The sequence below is a fragment of the Octadecabacter antarcticus 307 genome (assembly GCF_000155675.2).
GTDB lineage: Bacteria > Pseudomonadota > Alphaproteobacteria > Rhodobacterales > Rhodobacteraceae > Octadecabacter > Octadecabacter antarcticus.
In genome coordinates this window covers 2,481,841-2,501,904 of sequence record NC_020911.1, presented here as the reverse complement: position 1 = coordinate 2,501,904, position 20,064 = coordinate 2,481,841, and the positions used below count along the sequence as shown (strand labels likewise).

Below are 20,064 nucleotides of genomic sequence, written 5' to 3'. Positions count from 1 at the left end.
AAATTCAACCAAGGAGAAAAGATATGACTTCTAGACGTAAATTTATCCAAGGCGCGGCGGTTGTTCCGGCGGCGGCACTGGCCACACCGGCATTGGCGCAAAACACCATTCGTTGGCGTATGCAGACCTACGCAGGTGGTGCATTGGCAGCCGAAGTAATCGTGCCTGCCATCGAAATGTTCAACAAGATCGCGGGCGACCGCATGCAGATCGAATTGTTCTTTGCAGACCAATTGGTCCCGACGGGCGAATTGTTTCAGGCCTTACAGCGCGGCACGATCGACGCCGTTCAATCGGACGATGATTCAATGGCGTCCCCGACCGAAGTCACCGTTTTTGGCGGCTACTTCCCGTTCGGGTCACGCTATTCCCTCGATGTGCCAGTGCTGTTCAACCAATATGGTCTGAACGAAATCTGGGACGAGGAATACTCGAAGGTTGGTGTGAAACACATTTCTGCGGGCGCATGGGATCCGTGCCATTTCTCGACCAAGGACCCGATCCGCAGTCTTGCGGACCTTGAGGGTAAGCGCATTTTCACGTTCCCTACAGCGGGCCGTTTTTTGACAAAGTTCGGCGTCGTGCCGGTCAACCTGCCGTGGGAAGACATCGAAGTGGCGATGCAAACCGGTGAGTTGGATGGCATCGCGTGGTCCGGAATCACCGAAGCTTATACTGTCGGCTGGGCAGATGTGACCAACTACTTCCTGACCAACAACATCTCCGGTGCTTGGGCGGGATCATTCTTTGCCAATATGGATCGCTGGAACGAGCTGCCCGAAGATCTGCAAACCCTGTTCCGCGTCTGTTGTGATCAGTCACATTACTATCGTCAGTGGTGGTATTGGGGCGGTGAGGCGGACCTGCGCGTAAATGGTCCCAAGATGGAACTGACAACAATCCCGGACGAAGAATGGGCAACGGTCGAAACCGCGGCGCAGGAATTCTGGGAAGAAATCGCCGCTGAAAGCGACGTAAAACGCCGTGTCGTCGATATCTTCAAAAAATACAACTCCGACATGGTCGCGGCTGGACGTCCGTACCGTTACGGCTAAACCCTTACTGGGGGCGGCGTTGCGTCGCCCCCAAACCCTTCGCAAAGTGGATAGAATATGCCTGGAATATTGACATTTGACGACCTGAAATCCTGTGTCATCGATGGATCGATTGATACAGTTCTGGTGTGTTTTGTAGACATGCAAGGCCGCTTGATGGGTAAGCGTTTTCATGGCGTGAACTTTGTCGAAACTTCGTTTGAGGAAACCCACTGCTGCAATTACCTGCTGGCCACCGACCTCGAAATGGCGACGCCTGACGGCTTTGCGTCTACCAGTTGGGAATCGGGCTATGGCGATTACGTCATGAAGCCTGATCTTTCTACAATCCGTCCTGTTCCATGGCTGAACGGCACAGCGATGGTGCTGTGTGACGTGCTCGATAATCGCACGCATCAACCGGTCCCCCATTCGCCGCGCGCGATCCTGAAAAAACAGATCGCGCGGCTAGAAGCTCTCGGGTTTGAGGCAAAGATGGCGACCGAACTTGAATTTTTCTTGTTCGATAAAAGCCTTGATGACATTCGCAAATCTGGCTTTCGCGATATGCAGCCGATCAGCGGCTACAACGAAGACTACCACATTTTTCAGACCACCAAAGAAGAGGACGTGATGCGGCCAATCCGCAACCACCTTTTTGCAGCGGGTCTGCCGATCGAAAACTCCAAAGGCGAAGCTGAGGCGGGTCAGGCGGAACTAAACATCCGCTACGCCCCAGCGCTTGACTGTGCCGATCATCATTCAATTGCCAAACATGCCATCAAAGAAATCGCTTGGCAAAATGGCCGCGCTGCAACGTTTCTACCCAAGTGGCACAAGGACCGTGTCGGGTCATCCAGCCATGTGCACCAGTCGCTGTGGAAAAATGGCGAGGCGGCGTTCTTTGACCAATCCGCCACACACGGCATGTCCGAGGTGATGTCGTATTACATGGCGGGATTGATCAAATATTCGCCCGACTACACTTATTTCCTTGCGCCCTATGTCAACAGTTACAAGCGTTTTTCAAAAGGCACCTTTGCGCCGACCAAAACCGTCTGGTCCGTTGACAACCGCACGGCCGGGTTCCGTCTGTGTGGTGAAAAAACTAAAGGCGTGCGGGTCGAATGTCGCATTGGAGGGTCCGATTTAAATCCTTACCTCGCGCAGGCGGTCATGATCGCTGCGGGTATACAAGGCATCGAAGAAAAAATGGAACTGGCCCCTGCAACGACGGGTGACGTTTATCAAGACGCCAAAGCCGCCGATATCCCGCAGTCTCTGCGCGCAGCCACTGAAACTTTGCGCGGTTCGAAATTCCTGCGCGAAGCATTGGGTGATGATGTGGTGGACCACTACACCCGCGCCGCTGAATGGGAACAAGAAGAATTTGACCGTGCCGTGACTGATTGGGAAATCGCACGCGGCTTTGAAAGGGCCTAATTGATATGACAATCCAATGCATCTCACCCATCGACGCTTCAGTGTATGCGACGCGCGAAACGCTATCGCGGCCTGACGCCGACGCAGCCGTTGCGCGGGCGAAATCCGCGCAAATTGCGTGGGCCGCACGCCCGTTGGCGGACCGCATCGCGTTAGTGCAGGCAGGCGTCGCTGCTGTTGGTGCCATGAACGACGAAATCGTGTCCGAGCTGGCGTGGCAAATGGGTCGACCCGTCCGCTACGGCGGCGAATTCGGCGGCTTCAACGAACGCGCAACCTATATGGCCGACATCGCCGAAACGGCTTTAGCCGACATTGTGGTTGAGGATAGCAATGCGTTCCGTCGTGTGATCAAACGTGTGCCGCACGGGGTCGTTCTTGTCGTGGCGCCGTGGAACTATCCCTATATGACTGCCATCAACACGGTCGCTCCCGCCCTCATCGCGGGCAATGCGGTGTTGTTGAAACATGCGTCACAAACGCCGCTGGTGGGCGAACGAATGGTTGCGGCGTTTCAGTCCGCGGGGGTCCCTAAAGACGTGTTCCAGAATGTGTTTCTGGATCACCAAACCACTTCAGAGTTGATCGCAGATCGCGTCTTTGGCTTTGTGAACTTCACGGGGTCCGTAAGCGGCGGCAAAGCGATGGAACGCGCGGCGGCTGGTACGTTCACCGGCATCGGGCTGGAACTTGGCGGCAAAGACCCTGGCTACGTGATGGACGACGCCAATCTTGACGCCGCTGTCGACACATTGATCGACGGAGCAATGTTCAATTCCGGCCAATGCTGTTGTGGGATCGAACGGATTTATGTTCACGAGAGCCTGTTCGATGCCTTTGTCGAGAAAGCGGTGGTGATTGTGAACAGCTACAAACTGGGCAATCCGCTGCATGCTGAAACGACCCTTGGCCCGATGGCACATGCGCGCTTTGCCCAAGAGGTGCGCGCCCAAACGGCGCAGGCCATCGCTGCCGGTGCCACAGCACAGATTGATCCCGCTCATTTCCCAGAAGATGGCGGCGCCTACTTGATGCCGCAAATTCTGACAGGCGTGACGCATGACATGCGGGTCATGCGCGACGAGAGCTTTGGTCCGGTGGTTGGCATCATGTCGGTCAAGACCGATGCTGAAGCGATCCGTTTGATGAATGACAGTGACTTCGGACTCACCGCGTCGTTGTGGACCCAAGATGCAAAGCGCGCCGAAGACATTGCCGATCAGATCGAGACGGGCACTGTGTTTATGAACCGCGCCGACTATCTTGATCCAGCGCTGTGCTGGACCGGATGCAAAGATACGGGGCGCGGTGGTGGGCTTTCCGTTATCGGCTATCACAACCTGACCCGTCCAAAATCATACCACCTTAAGAAAGCCTAAATCATGACCATCACTGCCAACTGGTCCTACCCGACCTCCATACGTTTCGGCGCTGGCCGTATTTCCGAGATTGCCGATGCCTGCGCCGTCGCTGGTATCAAAAAACCGCTTTTGGTCACGGACCGTGGCCTTGCGAGCATGGACATTACCACCAGAACGCTCGACCTGCTAGAAGCCGCCGGCCTTGGCCGTGCCATGTTCAGCGATGTTGACCCAAACCCGAACGAAAAGAACGCCGTCGCTGGTGTTAAAGCCTACAATGAGGGCGGCTATGATGGTGTGATCGCCTTTGGTGGCGGGTCCGGTCTTGATTTGGGTAAACTGGTGGCGTTCCTTGCCGGTCAGACCCGCCCTTTGTGGGACTTTGAAGATATTGGAGATTGGTGGACCCGCGCGGATACAGACGCAATTGCGCCAATTATTGCGGTTCCAACAACGGCCGGGACTGGGTCCGAAGTCGGACGCGCGTCGGTCATTACAAATTCTATGACCGAAGAGAAAAAGATTATCTTTCACCCGAGATTTCTGCCCACAATCGTAATCTGCGACCCCGAATTAACGGTCGGGATGCCGACCTTCATCACCGCAGGAACTGGCCTTGATGCCTTTGCCCACTGCGTCGAAGCCTACTGTTCGCCACATTATCATCCGATGAGCCAAGGTATGGCACTTGAAGGCATGCGTTTGGTGAAAGAATTTCTACCGCGTGCCTACGCCGATGGTTCCGATATCGAGGCCCGCGCGCATATGATGTCAGCCGCTATTATGGGCGCAACGGCATTTCAAAAAGGTCTCGGCGCAATCCACGCATTGTCGCATCCCATCGGTGCGATTTATCATACACACCACGGCACGACGAACGCTGTGTGTATGCCTGCGGTTCTTCAGTTTAATAAACCTGCGATTACCGGCGTGATTGAACAGGCTGCGGACTACCTCGGAATTTCAGGCGGTTTTGACGGTTTTTGCGCCTATGTCGACGGGTTGAATGCGTCGTTTGGTATCCCCAAAAACCTTGCTGGGCTTGGCATAGAAAATCCCGATGTTGACCGGATCGTTGTCGGTGCTCTGAAGGACCCAAGCACAGGCGGAAATCCGGTAAAGATGACCGTAGACAATACGACCAAACTGTTGTTGGAAATCATCGGAGCATGAAATTTCAGTGGCAATATTTGGGGCGGAAGTACCTGATCCCAAATGTGCTGCCGTCGCGATTGTTTCACAAAACATAACTATAGACTCTTTTTAATCCGGTCGCCTTAATAGTGGCAGTCACACCTCGCACAGATGGAATCTTGATATGAAATTTAGACTAGTCTCAACGACAGCACTTGTCGTCGCTTTGGCGGCATCCTCGGTATCGGCCGAAACTTTGCGGCTCTTGACGTGGGGCGGATATGCGCCTGATGACGTCATTGCGATGTTCGAAGCCGAAACTGGACACACGGTTGAAGTAACGACGTCGAACAATGAAGAAATGATTGCAAAGCTGCGCGCCACAAACGGTGGCGGTTTTGACCTTGCGCAACCAAGCCAAGACCGGATCGCAAGTGCGCAAGAAGAGTTCGGTATCTATAAGCCGATCGACATGTCCCGTGTGGACGCTGCGCAATTCATCCCGTCGATGCTCAGTGCGACAGCGACAAACACGACATTTGATGGCGAAATTTTTGGCCTGCCCCATGTCTGGGGCACCAGCGGTCTGGTGGTTAACACTGCCGAAGCAAGCCAAGTTGTCGATTATACCGACCTATGTGATGCATCTGTTGCGGGCGACGTGTCCTACCGTCTGAAGCGCCCGACACTTATCGGATTTGCCTATGCGATGGGGCTCGACCCGTTTGCGGCCTATTCAGATCTGGATGCCTATCAAGGAATTCTTGATCAAGTTGAGGAAACGCTTGTCGCATGTAAGGCCAATGTAAAAACCTATTGGAGCGGTGGCGATGAGATCAAGAACCTGTTGCGGTCCGGTGAAGTGGTCGCAGCGATGGCATGGGATACTGGCGGTTGGCAACTGAACGCTGATAATGCAGATATCACATTTGTTGCGCCTGCATCTGGTGCACTGGGTTGGATTGACACGTTCGTTTTGCCGTCACGTGGGCGGGCCGATGATGCGGCGTATGATTGGATCAACTTTGTCATGCGCCCTGACATTGCGGCGATGATCACAAACACAGCTGGCAATTTTACGGCAGCAGTGGATGGCGACGCAGGCGTAAATGCTGACCTGAAAGCGCGCTACCAAGCGAGTTTTGATCAGGCAGCGATCGACAACATCAAATGGTATCCACCAGTGCCAGCAGGTCTGGAAGCCATGGAAGGCGCCACATTGGATCGCATCAGCGCTGCGAACTAAGCACTTATACTGAACCAATGAGAAGGGCGCGGATCGCGCCCTTCTTTATGACCGTATTGTGATTTGGAAAGGTCTGGATCAATGGCTGAAACAGCTGACCTTGAATGCCGCGATCTGACCAAAGATTTTGATGATTTCCGCGCGGTGGATCATGTCAATTTCGACGTCCCGCAAGGCTCCTTCTTTTCAATTCTTGGGCCGTCTGGCTGTGGTAAGACCACGCTGTTGCGGATGATCGCAGGGTTTCAATTTCCAACCAGTGGCGACCTTTTGATCAAGGGCAATTCCATGATTGGCGTGGGCCCCAATAAGCGCCCGGTTTCGATGGTCTTCCAACATCTTGCGCTGTTCCCGATGATGAATATTGGCCGAAATATAGGCTTCGGGCTGCGCCAGCGCGGTGTGGCCACGTCGGACATTAAAACCCGTGTTGGGCGGGTGCTTGAACGGGTTGGATTGCCCGGCATTGAAGATCGCCACATCGACCAGCTGTCCGGTGGGCAGAAACAACGTGTGGCGATTGCACGGTGCATGGTGCTGGAACCGGACGTTTTGCTTCTGGATGAACCGCTCGGCGCGCTTGATTTAAAACTGCGTGAACACATGAAGATTGAACTGAAAACCCTCCAGGCCGAATTCAACACGACCTTCGTTTACATTACCCACGACCAGTCCGAGGCTTTGGTGATGAGCGATAATATCGCCGTTATGAACGAGGGGCGGTTTGACCAAATTGGCACTGCAAAGGAACTTTATTATGAACCTGCGAATGCCTTTGTCGCAGGGTTTGTCGGCGATGCAAACCGATTTGAAGGCAAAGTAACGGCCCAGAACGGGCAGATCGTTTCGCTTATCACGGACGGCGGTGTTGAACTTCACGGACAGGTCGCAACGCAGGGTCCCGCAATAGGGCAGCGTGCGCAAATCTTTGTGCGCCCTGAGGCGATCCAGCTGTCGAAAGACCCCACACAAGATGCAGATAGTCCGAATGCAAGTGTACGTGTTGTAGACAGCGTGTTGTTTAATGGCGCCAATAGTATGGTCATTCTGCGCGACCCGCAGTCAGGCGAAACGATCCAAGTCACCTTGCCACAGACCGGCGTGTTTCTTGGGCTTACGAAGGGTGAGGCCGTTTTTACCAGTTGGAACCCCACGCAGGCACGCTGTTTTGCGGACGAGGGTCGCTAAATGGTGTCTGACAAATCAAAGCTTGGGTTCTACCTGCTGCTGATGCCACTTTTGTTGTGGCTCGTGACATTAATTATCCTGCCCCACATCGGCCTATTCTTCGTCTCGATCAGCGAGAAGGTCGGCGTGCGCGAATATGAAACGGGTTTTGGTAATTACGCTGTTTTCTTCAACGAACCGCTTTATTGGCGTACATTTGCGCGCACGGCATTTATGTCTATTTTCACAACAGTTCTGACACTTCTGCTGGGGTTTCCGATTGCTTATTACATCGCAAAGCTGACCCGCGGCCGCGCGAAGACCACATTGTTTTTGATGTGCCTGATACCATTCTGGGTGTCTGAATTGGTCCGCACCTTTGGCTGGATGATCCTGTTGCGCGAAACTGGCGTTTTGTCCAGTTTCCTGCAATATACCGGTGTCATCGACGGACCGGTTGAGTTTTTGTATAATGACGGTGCTATCATGGTCGGTCTTGTCTACACGTCGATCCTGTTCATGATCGTGCCCTTGGTGACGACCCTCGATAGCCTTGATGATAGTTTAATTGAGGCCGGATATGACTTGGGCGGTTCGGGCTGGTCCATCCTGCGCGAAATCGTAATCCCGCATGCAATGCCCGGTATTGTATCCGGCTGTATCGTGGTGTTCATGTTGTCACTGGGCAACTACCTGACGCCGATCCTACTGGGGGGTAAAGACAGCCTGTGGTTCACGGGCTTGATCTACACCCAGTTTATCACCCGATTTAACTGGGAACTCGGCTCAGCCTTTGGCTTCTTACTGTTGGGCCTGTCATCTACGATTGTATTCCTTGGGCTAAAGCTGTCGCGCCAGTCCCTGTCCGGCACAATGGGGCGATAGATGATCCCCACCGTTCCACAATCTTCCGCCCTGAAATGGACCTACCGCGCCTATGTGACGTTGTTCTTTATCTACCTCGCATTGCCGCTCACAGTCGTCTGCGCCTTTGCCTTTAACAACAGCGTTTTCCCGTCTTTGCCTTGGGAAGGCTTTACGATGAAGTGGTTTTTTGGGACCGAAGCGCCATTTATCGGTGTGTTTCACGAACGTTCAATTGTGCGCGCTATCGGGACGTCCGCTTTTGTTGCGGTCTGGGTTGCCGGACTTGCTGTTGCCGTTGGCACCTGCAACGCATTCCTGTTCGTGCGCCATGATTTTCGTGGCAAAGGGCTGCTTTATATACTTATGCTGCTGCCCCTAATCATACCTGGCGTTATCCTTGGCATCTCAATCCTTGTTTTTGCGTCCTCCGTTGCCAACACGCTGGAAGACGCGACCGGACTTTGGTTCGACGGGTTGCGCCCGGGTTTGATCCTCGTCATTTTGGGTCAGTTTTCGTTCATCACGACCTTCGCAACACTCGTGATCTCAGCGCGATTGCAAAAGTTCGACCTCAGCCTCGAAGAAGCCGCGCTGAACCTTGGGGCGACAAAATGGGGTGCTGTACGTCAAGTCACGCTGCCGTTCTTGCTGCCAGCGATCATTGGGGCCGGCGTCGTCGCCGTTTTGATGAGCTTTGAAAACTTCAACACAACTCTGATGCTCGTCGGGTCGGACGCGCCTTTGACAATCATCATGTTTGACAAACTCAAGCACGGGTCGACACCGGTTTTGAATGCTGTGTCGCTTCTTTTGATTGTTGCGTCTGCTGCGCTTGGATTGCTGTCTTTGTTGTTCCAAAAGTCCAAATAACAGATGTTGCGCCAACACACCGGTACTGTCAGATGAAACTGAATTGAAGCGGGCAGGGCGCGACGTAGCTTCGCTAAATGACAAAACGCAGCCCTTTTTGCTGCTTCAAGACGTCTGCGGAAATCATCCGCCTTGCTGTGATGACGTACGCCCGATTTCAGCGTTCACTTCGAAATGTGGCGGACCAGCTACATGGAACCCGTAGCCAATGGCTCATTTCACGTAATTGGGGTCACAGTCGCCTCTGCAGAGAAATATCATTTGATATCGGTTAGGTTTCCTGCCAATAAGCGAAAAATTATCATAGGAAGTTGGTATCAACCACATGCAGGTTAGTGTTCGCGACAACAATGTCGATCAAGCCCTTCGGGCCTTGAAAAAAAAGCTACAGCGCGAAGGCGTTTTTCGTGAGATGAAGCTCAAGCAAGCTTTTGAAAAACCGTCTGAGAAAAAGGCACGCAATAAAGCCGAAGCGATCCGCCGGGCCCGTAAATTGGCGCGTAAGAAATTAGAACGCGAAGGGTGATTTATGCTCTCCGGTTGCTTTGACGAATGTCAAAGCCTCCATGGCAAATTGAAGGTTGGGCACTTGTTGCTTGACCTGTCTGTTGCCACATAAATTCGTCTAGAAATGTGATGGGTGACGGCACGCCATTAATTGGCTTCTCGTTCACCTAAGGCATTTTGCTTGCGGACTTGTTCAGAATTTGTCTTTAAAGTGATACCACGCGAACGCAGGTAGCAGTGACGCCCGTCGTAGGGGTCCCAGCTCGAAACGACGCAACGGCTGCCGCATTAGGTCTGGATGTGATAATCGGTTACGTCCCATCGCAAGGTCAGCGATCAACGCGCCAGCGTAGGGTGCCATGGTTATACCGCTACCATGATACCCAAGTGCTGCATATGCGCCTTCCATATTTGGAATGGCACCAGCAAAGGGTACTAGATTGCGGGTCATGCAAATTAAGCCTGACCAGAAGTAAGGTGTTTCTACATGCTGCCATTTCGGGAACATCCGGTCGAAATCAGCGCGGGCTATGTCACGGGTGCGGTCGATATTAGCTTTGGTTACGCGTACCGACCCGCGTAGCCCCAACAGCATTCGCTTATCTGGTAGCAGCCGAAGGTAGTGTAGCAGAGTTCGGCTATCACATACCATCTGCTCGCTCCACCATCCTTGATCTTGAATTTCGCTGTCAGTGAGTGGACGGGAGACCAAAATATTGGACTGGACCGGCAAGTAACGTCCAGACAGGGCACCGGGCAAATCGTCACTTGAATACCCGTTTGTCGCTATCAGTAATTTCTTCGCGTGGACTTGGCCCTGCGCTGTTTCCAGAACATATCCATTTTGGTTTGTAATGTTGGTTACGGCTGTATTGGAGTACATTCGCACGCCTGCCCTCTGCGCCGCATCGGTGAGGCCCAGAACGAATTTCATCGGGTTGAGGGCGAAACCTATTGGGAGGTGAACGGCACCAAAAAAATCTGGGCTGTTCAACCCATGAGACGCCATTTCGCTTTTTGGTACAAATTCGTATGGCAACCCGTAACGCGCTGTGTATTCGGCACCGTAATCCATTAGTCCCGCCACTGCGCTTGGGCGATGGGCAACGTATGTGTAGCCCTTGGAATGACGATCAACATCCAAGCGAAATCTATCCAGATACTCTTCGACCAGGTCGACTGAAGCCCGTTCTGCATCAAAGAATACCCGCGCATCAGCTTGGCCATATTTCTTAATAATGTCGCAGTCGTCGATCTTGGTGCTTCCGGTGGATACGAGCCCTCCCGCACGTCCCGATGCACCCCATCCTGGAACTTTTGCATCCAACAACACAACATCGGCGCCCGCCTCAGCCAAGGTCAACGCTGCCGACAACCCTGTGTAACCGCCGCCAATTACGGCGAATTCCGCACGCACGCCACCTTGCAAAGAAGGGTACTCTGGCCGGTGGCCTTGAATTGTAGATGCCCAATAACTCTCAAGTATCGGATGGTCGCTATATGCAAGGGGCTCGTAGATCCGTTTCATAAATTTGTCCGTGGTCAGGTTTTTTGGACCAAGAGTATATTATCTGAGTCGTGCATCTTGCTCATCTGGTTGGTTCCATTATGCGGTGCGCTGTCTATGATGCAAGCGCCTGCGCTTATTCAAGACGTCGCCCGAGATCATCGTGACGAATAAACTTCGGTCTTATGGTTCCGCGATGAAGGTTGTCTGAGTTGCTGGCAAGCAGGAGACTGGCCGCCGTCTGGCAGCGCCCTCTTGATCTCCACCTCACGGTTTCCATAGTAGGCCCCGACGATTCAGCCTTCGCTAAGGAATGGTTAGCAAAGAGGGGCTTTGTCTGAATGCATGAGGCAACATGATGCAAGCAGCATCTTGGAAACATATTTTTGCATTTCTTTCGCTCCAAGGCATATTTGCGACGGGCACAATTTTTGACGTGCTGTTTTGGCTGACGGCTCAAATCAACCACCGGCGTGGCCCGTGGCGCACCTTTGAAGCTGTTCAATACGCCACACTTGAATGGGTCGATTGGTACAACCATCGCCGCCTTCTGGAACCCATCGAAAACATCCCACTAGCACTAGTCAAAGCAAACTTTAAAGCGGCTCTGGAAAGATCAGACATGGCCGCGTAAATAAGACACATTAGCCTATAGGAAAACCCGAAGCGGTTCAGAGCCACAACAGGAGCCAAGCAGTGATCCGATCCATGACAGCCTTTGCCAGTCAGCAAGGAAATGCCGATTTTAAAACTGGGGGCGGTCAAACAGGCGGCGTAACCAGTGATACGTCGTGGACATGGGAAGTGCGCAGCGTCAACGGGCGCGGACTGGACGTGAAGCTGCGATTACCCGATGGCACGCCGGGGCTTGAGGTGGCGGTGCGCGGCTGCGTTGGCAATTACGTTACCCGCGGCAATATCACGATTGGTCTGCGGCTGAACCGTGCGCAGAGTGACGGCGCGCTTGCGATTGATCCTGCACGGATGGACATGATACTTGCAGCATTAGACGCCGTGCAGGAACGCGCCTTTGATACCGGCGTGACATTGGGCCAGCCCACGGCGGCGGATGTTTTGGCGCAACGCGGTGTATTGGTGGCCGCGCAAGCAGGCGAAGGTGCGGATTTATTGGACCCTCTGACCAGTGATCTGCACGTGGCACTGGGCGCGCTAAAGGTGATGCGCGAGGCCGAAGGTGTTGCACTTTTAGACGTTCTAATAGACCAAATCGACCAGATTACAGTTCTGACAGCGCAAGCGGTTGTTGCCGCCAAGGCACGCATCGACGCGACCAAGGCAAACATGGCTGCCGCCCTCGCGCGGGTGATGGACGACGCGACGGGCGCAGATCCTGACCGCGTCGCACAGGAATTGGCGCTGATCGCTGTGAAGACCGACATTACAGAAGAAATCGACCGCCTTGGCGCGCACGTCAAAGCGGCGCGTGGTTTGTTGGTGGGTGGTGGGCCGATTGGCCGCAAACTCGATTTTCTGACGCAGGAATTCAACCGTGAGGCCAACACTCTGTGTGCTAAAGCCCAAGACGTGACCCTGACCCAGATCGGCCTTGCGCTTAAGGCGGTCATCGACCAAATGCGCGAACAAGTTCAAAACGTGGAGTAAATTGATGGATCGCCAAAACATGAAAAGACGTGGCCTTCTTATTATCCTGTCATCGCCATCGGGCGCAGGAAAATCGTTTCATTCAAAGATTTTGCGCGACTGGGACCCGTCAATCCGGTTTTCAGTGTCCGCCACAACACGCGCGCCGCGCACAGGCGAAGAAGACGGTGTTGATTACCATTTCGTGAGCCGTGAAGAATTCAAAGACATGGCGGCTGAGGGCGAAATGCTCGAACATGCTGAGGTGTTTCACAACCTCTATGGCTCCCCCAAGGCGCCGGTGAAGGCGGCGATGGGTGCGGGAGCGGACACGTTGTTTGATATTGATTGGCAAGGTGGCCAGCAGATTCGAAATTCATCCCTCGGCAACGACGTGGTGTCAATCTTCTTGCTGCCGCCCTCAATGGCGGTGCTTGAGGGGCGCTTGCGATCACGCGGGCAGGACAGCGAAGACGTAATTACCAACCGTATGTCGAAATCGTTAGACGAAGTTAGCCATTGGGCGGAATATGACTATGTCTTGGTCAATGATGATGCGGATGCTTGCGCCGAAAAGCTCAAGTCGATCTTGACAGCGGAACGTGCACGCCGCGAACGCCAAATTAGCCTCAATGATTTTGTGCGCCAGTTGCAGACAGAATATGAGGATCAAGAGTGACGTTATATAAACTGGACGGTATTTCACCTGACATTGACGCGGGTGCGTGGATTGCGCCCGGGTGTTATTTGGTCGGCAGTGTGACCGTGATGGATTTGGCGTCGATCTGGTTCGGCGCAACCCTGCGTGGCGACAACGAACGCATCAGCATTGGCACGGGCAGCAACGTGCAGGAAAACTGCGTGCTGCACACCGATATGGGCTATCCGCTGGACATCGGCACCAGTTGTACGATCGGGCATAAGGCGATGCTGCACGGTTGCACCATCGGGAATAACACGCTGATCGGCATGGGCGCGACGGTTTTGAATGGTGCAATGATTGGCAACAATTGCCTGATCGGGGCAGGGGCGTTGATCACCGAAGGTAAGGTGATCCCAGACGGATCACTGGTCATGGGCATCGGCAAAATTGTGCGCGACCTTGACGCGGAGGCGATCCAAAGCCTGACAGCTTCAGCACTACATTATCAAGAAAACGCTGCGCGGTTTCGCGCTGGATTGAAAGAGATTTCAAAATGACTGAGACACCAAAAAACCAACCTAATTCCCTAGCGCGTCGCCCCAAATGGCCAACATCTACCTCGCGCCCTGTGGTGACGCCGTTGCAGCCGTCTGTCGTCTATGCATCCCCGGATCCCGACGCACTTGATGCGCAATACGACGAAGGGTCCGGTTTTACCTACGCACGCGAAGGTCACCCGAACGCATCCGTTTTGGCGCAAAAGATTGACGGTCTTGAAGGTATGTCTGGCGGTATCATCACCGGATCAGGCATGTCGGCAATTGGTGCTGTGTTTTTGGGTGTGTTGCAGGCGGGCGACCATGTGATTGGCGGGGATCAGCTTTATGGCCGCACTTTGCGTCTGATGGCAGACGATTTGCCAAAATTCGGGGTGCAAACATCACTGGCGGATCCGACAGACGCAAACGCCATCGCCGCTGCGATCCAGCCCAACACCAAAATGATCGTGGTTGAGGTGGTGTCGAACCCCACAATCCGCATCGCTGATATGGATGGTATCGCCAAGTTGTGCGCGGACCGTGGCATTTTGCTGATGGTCGATAATACGTTCACCACGCCGCGCGGCTATCAGCCGTTTGATCACGGCGCGGATATCGTGATCCACAGCGTGACTAAACTGCTCGCGGGGCATTCGGATGCAACGCTCGGTTACGTCGTCGCCAAAGACCCAAGCCTGATGGAGAAAATCAACATCGCTAACGTGACATGGGGCCTCACACCCAGCCCGTTTGATTGCTGGCTCGCGGAACGCGGGTTGCAATCGTTCGATCTGCGCTATGATCGCGCTGAGGCAACTGCGATTGAATTGTCCGCAGCCCTTGCCGGATTGCCTGGTGTTACGCGCGTGTTGCACCCAAGCCGCCCTGATCATCCAGACCACAACCGTGCAGCAAAAATTCTTGGCAACCGCCCCGGCAATATGATGTCGTTTGAAGTCGCAGGCGGGCGCAAAGCTGCCAACGCGCTGACCAACGCGGCCCCTGATTTGCCCTTCGCGCCAACCTTGGGCGATGTCGGCACCACGCTGAGCCATCCAGCATCATCGTCCCACCGCGCCCTATCCGAAGCAGGGCGCACCGCACTTGGCATATCCGAAGGGTTCTTTCGCGTGTCCGTCGGGCTGGAAGACCCCGCATTGCTGATCGCCGAACTGACTGAGGCAATCGCCGAGAGCCAAAAAGCCTAGACCATGTCCGACATTCGCGCCCTCATCTTGGCCCTGCCACACCCAGTCATTCTAATTGACAGCGCTGAACGGATTAGCGCGACAAACGCGCCCGCCAAGCACCTCATCGGGATGGCGTGCGACGGGCTGCCCTATATTACCGCGCTGCGCCAACCCGCCCTAATCGACGCAGTTGAGGCGACGTTGAAAGACGCCACCTTGCGCGTTGTCCGCTATCTTGGCAATGACGGTGCGCGCGACACAACCTGGACCGTAACCGTCACCGCCGCGACGCTGACAGATGGGTCAACAGTTGTCTTGTCGTTTCAAGATATGACTGCGGTGGAAGATGCCAATGATATGCGGCGCGATTTTGTCGCCAATGTCAGCCACGAATTGCGCACGCCGCTCACGTCGCTTTTGGGGTTCATCGAAACCCTGCGCGGTCCCGCCCGTGATGATTCCGCTGCTCAAACGCGGTTTCTTGGCATCATGGAACAAGAAGCGAGGCGTATGCACAGTTTGGTCCAAGACCTGATGTCACTGAACCGCGTTGAGGGTCAGGAACGGATCAAGCCCACGCAGCAGACGGATTTATGCGCACTGATGGACGATGTTCTTGCCGCCATGAAACCGCGCGCAGATACGGCGGGTGTCTCGCTGATGTCCGACCACCCCAACGAAGCGGTCTATGTCTTGGCAGATCGCGATCAGATGTGGCAAGTGATTGCCAATCTGGTGGAGAATGCGTTGAAATACGGCAAGAAAAGCGGGTCAAATGACGGCATCGTCACGGTGCGCCTGAGTGCACCACAACACGAACCCGCGCTGCTGCAATCAGGTGTGCGTCTGAGCGTTATTGATCATGGCGATGGCATTGCGGCGCACCATCTTGCGCGACTCACCCAGCGGTTTTATCGCGTCGATAGCCACCGCAACCGCGAAGTTGGTGGCACAGGTCTGGGGCTGGCAATTGTGAAGCATATTATCAATCGCCACCGCGGCCGCTTGCGTATTTCCAGTGTTGTGGGTCAAGGCACTGAATTCACGGCCGTTCTGCCAGTATTTTTGGATCGGCAGACAGATTGATCCAGCCCATTAATCCCACCGATTTTCGCGTCTGTCATATTACTTTTACATAAATGTCACAAAAGCGTTTTGAACGCAGCCTAGCCACGCGTTCAAGATCCTTCGATCCGCGAGGGGTCAGAGATGACACATGTAGGAGATACGAATGTCTGTTCTCAAATTGACCGTTTCAACGTTGGCGATCACCGCCCTATCCGCAACCGTCGTAGCTGCACGCGACAACGTCCAGATTGCTGGATCGTCGACCGTTCTGCCATACGCGGCCATCGTCGCTGAATTTTTTGGTGAAAATACGGATTTTCCGACACCGGTTGTTGAATCTGGTGGGTCGTCCGCTGGGCTAAAACGCTTCTGCGAAGGCGTCGGGGCAAATACAATCGACATAGCCAACGCATCACGCGCCATCAAAGACAGTGAACTTGCCATCTGCGCTGAAAACGGCGTTACGGATATCGTCGAAGTGCGCATTGGCTATGACGGCATCGTCTTTGCATCCGACATCGACGGCAATTCCTTCGCCTTTACTCCATCCGACTGGTACACAGCGCTGGCCGCTGATATGCCGATGGACGGCACAATGGCTGCAAACCCGAACACAGATTGGTCGCAGGTCAATGCCGATTTCGCCATGCAACCGATCGTAGCGTTTATTCCAGGCACCAAGCACGGCACGCGCGAAGTGTTCGAAGAAAAAGTGCTCTTGCAAGGCTGTGAAGACACCGGTGCGATGGCCGCAATGATCGACATGGGGATGGACGAAGACACTGCAGAAAGCACCTGCATGGCTGTGCGCACCGATGGCCTGTCTGTGGACATTGATGGTGATTACACCGAAACGCTGGCGCGGATTGAAGCCGACACAAACGGCATTGGCGTGTTTGGTTTGTCGTTTTATGAAAACAACACTGACAAGTTGCAGGTCGCAACCATGGTGGGCGTGGTCCCAACGACGCAAACCATTTCGGCTGGTGACTATCCCGTATCACGCCCGCTGTATTTCTACATTAAAGCGGCGCATGTCGGTGTGATCCCGGGTCTGCAGGAATTCGCGTCATTCTTTGTGGCCGATGAACTGGCGGGTCCGGACGGACCATTGGCGGCTTATGGCCTCGTGTCTGATCCGGAATTGGCAGACACCCAAGCGGCAGTTGCCAACCTGACGACAATCAGTAACTAAGCCATACGAGATCAGGGGCGGCCTATTGCGATACGGGCCCCAACACGGGCCCAATACGGGCCGCCCCACATTCGTCAAGACATCTTGCGATCCTGATTTCTAAACGACCTTCGCCGCAGAAGGTGCCATAGATCGGACCAGACGTGCTGCCCCTTAGCGTTCCATTCTTTACCACCATCGGACTTGCGGTCGTCGGCTATCTGCTGGCCCGCCGCCGCGCCCTTACAGTTGCATCCGGCGACAGTCGTGTCCTGAACGCGCTGCCACATCAACACGGGCTGAACACCGCGCTGTCGACGCTCTTGCCGCCCCTTGCTGTGATGCTGCTCTGGGCCTTGGTTGTGCGTATCGGCGCGCGGCGTGATCTGGTTCTGGCACCGGAAAATCCGGTGTTTACTTACATTCTTTTAATCGGCCTTGCGGCCACTGGTTTCGTGTTGTCGCTGCTGCGCATCAGCCGTGATTTTCGCGCCCGCAACGCATCTGAACGCTGGATCATGGCGCTCCTGATCTTTGCCTCGACGATTGCGATCCTGACGACACTCGGCATCGTTTTGTCGATGGTGACAGAGACATATAGCTTCTTTGGCCAATACGACTGGCGCGATTTCTTCTTTTCAACAACGTGGTCGCCGAACTTTCGCGGCGGATCCGATTTGGGGATCATCCCGCTAATCTGGGGCACGCTTTACATCAGCTTTATCGCGTTGGTCTTTGCGGTGCCAGTAGGCCTGTTCGCCGCTGTCTATCTGTCGGAATATGCGTCCCCACGCTTGCGATCTGTCGCCAAGCCGATGATCGAAATCCTCGCGGGAATTCCAACGATCGTGTACGGATTGTTTGCGCTAGTGACGGTCGGGCCGCTTTTGCGCGACTACTTCGCCGCACCCATGGGTCTGGGCCAAAGCGCAAGTTCAGTGATGACCGCAGGATTGGTCATGGGCATCATGTTAATCCCGTTTGTGTCGTCCTTGTCGGATGATATTATTAACGCTGTACCACAAGCGATGCGCGACGGCTCCCTTGGGCTTGGCGCGACGAAATCCGAAACCATCCGTCAGGTCGTCATACCCGCCGCATTGCCCGGGATCGTCGGCGCAGTTTTGCTGGCCGCGAGCCGCGCCATCGGCGAAACCATGATTGTGGTTTTGGGGGCAGGGGCCGCCGCGCGTCTATCGCTCAACCCGTTTGAGGCGATGACCACTGTCACCGTGAAAATCGTCAGCCAACTGACTGGTGACACCGACTTTGCATCGCCGGAAACACTGGTGGCGTTTGCACTGGGTCTGACGTTGTTTGTCATCACCCTTGGCCTGAATGTCGTCGCATTGTTCATCGTGCGCAAATATCGGGAGCAGTACGAATGAGCGCTTCAAAACACGGCTCACTGTTACAAACAGACCCGCATACCAAAAAGCGCAACGCGGCGGAAAAGCGGTTCCGGATGTATGGGCTGTCCGCTATTGGGATCGCGATTGTCGCATTGGTCATTCTGCTGGTGTCGATCATCGGCAACGGTGCGTCGTCGTTCCGCCAGACCTATCTTAGCTTTCCGGTCACGATCAATGCGACCGAAATTGAGGCGGCTGAATCTGCCCTTTTAAAGACCGGTGCCTATAACAAAATCATCCAGATCAGCCTGCTGGCCTATCTGACCAACAACGACCAGCTGCAAGACACGCCCGAGGCGGATGCCTTTGGAATGATCTCAGACGAGGCGGGGGCGACATTCCGCCGCTTTATTCTTGCCAATCCGGATGCGGCTGGGACCACATTCCAGATGAACCTACTGACCAACGGCCGCATTGATGGCTATTTCAAAGGCCGCGTAACGGCACAAACGGCGCTGCTGGATAAGAACGTCACACCCGCGCAACTGATCTTGGCGGATCGTTTGGCGGACCAAGGCACGTTGGTCCAGCGGTTCAATTGGGCGTTTTTCACCAATCCAGACGCATCGGATCAACGGCCCGAAGCGGCGGGCCTTGGGGTGGCCATTTTGGGATCGCTTTACATGATGGCTGTCGTGTTATGTCTGGCGCTGCCGATTGGTGTGGCGGCGTCGATCTACCTCGAAGAATTTGCGCGCAAAAGCTGGATCACGGACGTGATTGAGGTGAATATCGCCAATCTCGCCGCGGTGCCATCCATTGTTTACGGCATTCTAGGACTTGCGATCTTCATCAACTTTGCTGAATTGAACCAATCGTCGCCGCTGGTCGGCGGCCTCGTGTTGACGCTGATGACCCTGCCCACGATCATCATTTCCACCCGCGCATCCCTAAAATCTATCCCACCCAGTATTCGTGACGCCGCCTTGGGTGTCGGTGCGTCCAAGATGCAATCGGTGTTCCACCACGTCTTGCCGCTTGCGGCACCGGGTATCCTGACAGGGACGATCATCGGGCTCGCGCAGGCGCTTGGTGAAACCGCGCCATTGCTGTTGATCGGCATGGTGGCTTTCGTGAAAGAATATCCAGCCGCATGGTCCCCCGATGCGGGCCTATTCGGGGAGGCATCTACAGCACTGCCCGTGCAAGTCTTCAACTGGACCCAGCGTAGTGATCCAGCCTTTGTGGAACGCGCATCCGGCGCGATCATCACATTGCTGATTTTCCTGTTGATCATGAACGCGCTCGCCATCTTCTTGCGTAAGAAATTTGAACGTCGCTGGTAGCGATCTGAAGGACT

At 54.4% G+C, this 20,064-nt stretch carries 18 protein-coding genes and 2 pseudogenes; 19 read left to right on the top strand and 1 reads right to left on the bottom strand.

Annotation, left to right across the window (positions count from 1 at the left end; translation table 11 throughout):
• Window positions 1-23 precede the first annotated feature (23 nt).
• The 10 genes and pseudogenes from OAN307_RS12595 (at window position 24) to rpsU (ending at window position 9,648) form a co-directional block, all read left to right on the top strand.
• On the top strand, window positions 24-1,055 hold the full coding sequence (locus OAN307_RS12595; protein WP_015500105.1) for a TRAP transporter substrate-binding protein: 1,032 nt from the start codon (window positions 24-26) through the stop codon (window positions 1,053-1,055).
• Between the two features lie 57 nt (window positions 1,056-1,112).
• Entirely contained in the window at window positions 1,113-2,477 is a 1,365-nt protein-coding gene (locus OAN307_RS12590) for a glutamine synthetase family protein (protein ID WP_015500104.1), read from the top strand.
• Between the two features lie 5 nt (window positions 2,478-2,482).
• A complete protein-coding gene (locus OAN307_RS12585; protein WP_015500103.1) occupies window positions 2,483-3,856 on the top strand; it encodes an aldehyde dehydrogenase family protein in 1,374 nt (457 codons plus the stop codon).
• A 3-nt stretch (window positions 3,857-3,859) separates the two neighbouring features.
• The gene (locus OAN307_RS12580) at window positions 3,860-5,011 is read left to right on the top strand and encodes an iron-containing alcohol dehydrogenase (protein WP_015500102.1); all 1,152 of its coding nucleotides are present in this window, start codon (window positions 3,860-3,862) and stop codon (window positions 5,009-5,011) included.
• A gap of 145 nt (window positions 5,012-5,156) precedes the next feature.
• Window positions 5,157-6,218 (top strand): extracellular solute-binding protein, encoded by a 1,062-nt coding sequence (locus OAN307_RS12575; RefSeq protein WP_015500101.1) that lies wholly within the window; start codon window positions 5,157-5,159, stop codon window positions 6,216-6,218.
• Window positions 6,219-6,299: 81 nt separating this feature from the next.
• Window positions 6,300-7,406 carry an ABC transporter ATP-binding protein gene (locus OAN307_RS12570; protein WP_015500100.1) on the top strand — a complete coding sequence of 369 codons (1,107 nt, stop codon included), beginning with the start codon at window positions 6,300-6,302 and terminating at the stop codon, window positions 7,404-7,406.
• Entirely contained in the window at window positions 7,407-8,270 is an 864-nt protein-coding gene (locus tag OAN307_RS12565) for an ABC transporter permease (protein WP_015500099.1), read from the top strand.
• Window positions 8,271-9,122: an ABC transporter permease gene (locus tag OAN307_RS12560; protein WP_015500098.1), complete on the top strand. Its 852-nt coding sequence runs from the start codon at window positions 8,271-8,273 to the stop codon at window positions 9,120-9,122.
• A gap of 77 nt (window positions 9,123-9,199) precedes the next feature.
• Window positions 9,200-9,316 (top strand): annotated as a pseudogene (locus OAN307_RS30060) (IS6 family transposase); the annotation flags it as partial.
• Window positions 9,317-9,447: 131 nt separating this feature from the next.
• Window positions 9,448-9,648: a 30S ribosomal protein S21 gene (rpsU, locus tag OAN307_RS12555; protein WP_015500097.1), complete on the top strand. Its 201-nt coding sequence runs from the start codon at window positions 9,448-9,450 to the stop codon at window positions 9,646-9,648.
• A gap of 174 nt (window positions 9,649-9,822) precedes the next feature.
• On the opposite strand, the gene OAN307_RS12550 is transcribed toward rpsU, so the two are convergent.
• On the bottom strand, window positions 9,823-11,157 hold the full coding sequence (locus OAN307_RS12550; RefSeq protein WP_015500096.1) for an NAD(P)/FAD-dependent oxidoreductase: 1,335 nt from the start codon (window positions 11,155-11,157) through the stop codon (window positions 9,823-9,825).
• 433 nt (window positions 11,158-11,590) lie between these two features.
• Here OAN307_RS12550 and OAN307_RS27995 point away from each other — a divergent pair.
• The 9 genes and pseudogenes from OAN307_RS27995 to pstA all read left to right on the top strand — a co-directional run.
• Window positions 11,591-11,770, top strand: a pseudogene (locus OAN307_RS27995) (IS3 family transposase); the annotation flags it as partial.
• Window positions 11,771-11,832: 62 nt separating this feature from the next.
• On the top strand, window positions 11,833-12,759 hold the full coding sequence (locus tag OAN307_RS12540) for a YicC/YloC family endoribonuclease (protein ID WP_015500095.1): 927 nt from the start codon (window positions 11,833-11,835) through the stop codon (window positions 12,757-12,759).
• A gap of 19 nt (window positions 12,760-12,778) precedes the next feature.
• On the top strand, window positions 12,779-13,417 hold the full coding sequence (gmk, locus tag OAN307_RS12535; protein WP_187292460.1) for a guanylate kinase: 639 nt from the start codon (window positions 12,779-12,781) through the stop codon (window positions 13,415-13,417).
• Window positions 13,414-13,938 (top strand): gamma carbonic anhydrase family protein, encoded by a 525-nt coding sequence (locus OAN307_RS12530; RefSeq protein ID WP_015500093.1) that lies wholly within the window; start codon window positions 13,414-13,416, stop codon window positions 13,936-13,938. The genes gmk and OAN307_RS12530 overlap by 4 nt, the downstream gene beginning before the upstream one ends.
• Window positions 13,935-15,128: a trans-sulfuration enzyme family protein gene (locus OAN307_RS12525; RefSeq protein ID WP_015500092.1), complete on the top strand. Its 1,194-nt coding sequence runs from the start codon at window positions 13,935-13,937 to the stop codon at window positions 15,126-15,128. The genes OAN307_RS12530 and OAN307_RS12525 overlap by 4 nt, the downstream gene beginning before the upstream one ends.
• Window positions 15,129-15,131: 3 nt before the next feature.
• Window positions 15,132-16,196 (top strand): sensor histidine kinase, encoded by a 1,065-nt coding sequence (locus tag OAN307_RS12520; protein ID WP_015500091.1) that lies wholly within the window; start codon window positions 15,132-15,134, stop codon window positions 16,194-16,196.
• A 145-nt stretch (window positions 16,197-16,341) separates the two neighbouring features.
• Complete coding sequence (locus tag OAN307_RS12515) at window positions 16,342-17,373, top strand: substrate-binding domain-containing protein (protein ID WP_015500090.1); 1,032 nt, start codon at window positions 16,342-16,344, stop codon at window positions 17,371-17,373.
• A 146-nt stretch (window positions 17,374-17,519) separates the two neighbouring features.
• Window positions 17,520-18,740: a phosphate ABC transporter permease subunit PstC gene (gene pstC, locus OAN307_RS12510; RefSeq protein WP_408634945.1), complete on the top strand. Its 1,221-nt coding sequence runs from the start codon at window positions 17,520-17,522 to the stop codon at window positions 18,738-18,740.
• Window positions 18,737-20,050: a phosphate ABC transporter permease PstA gene (gene pstA, locus OAN307_RS12505; protein ID WP_015500088.1), complete on the top strand. Its 1,314-nt coding sequence runs from the start codon at window positions 18,737-18,739 to the stop codon at window positions 20,048-20,050. Before pstC ends, pstA begins: the two co-directional genes overlap by 4 nt.
• Window positions 20,051-20,064: the final 14 nt, after the last annotated feature.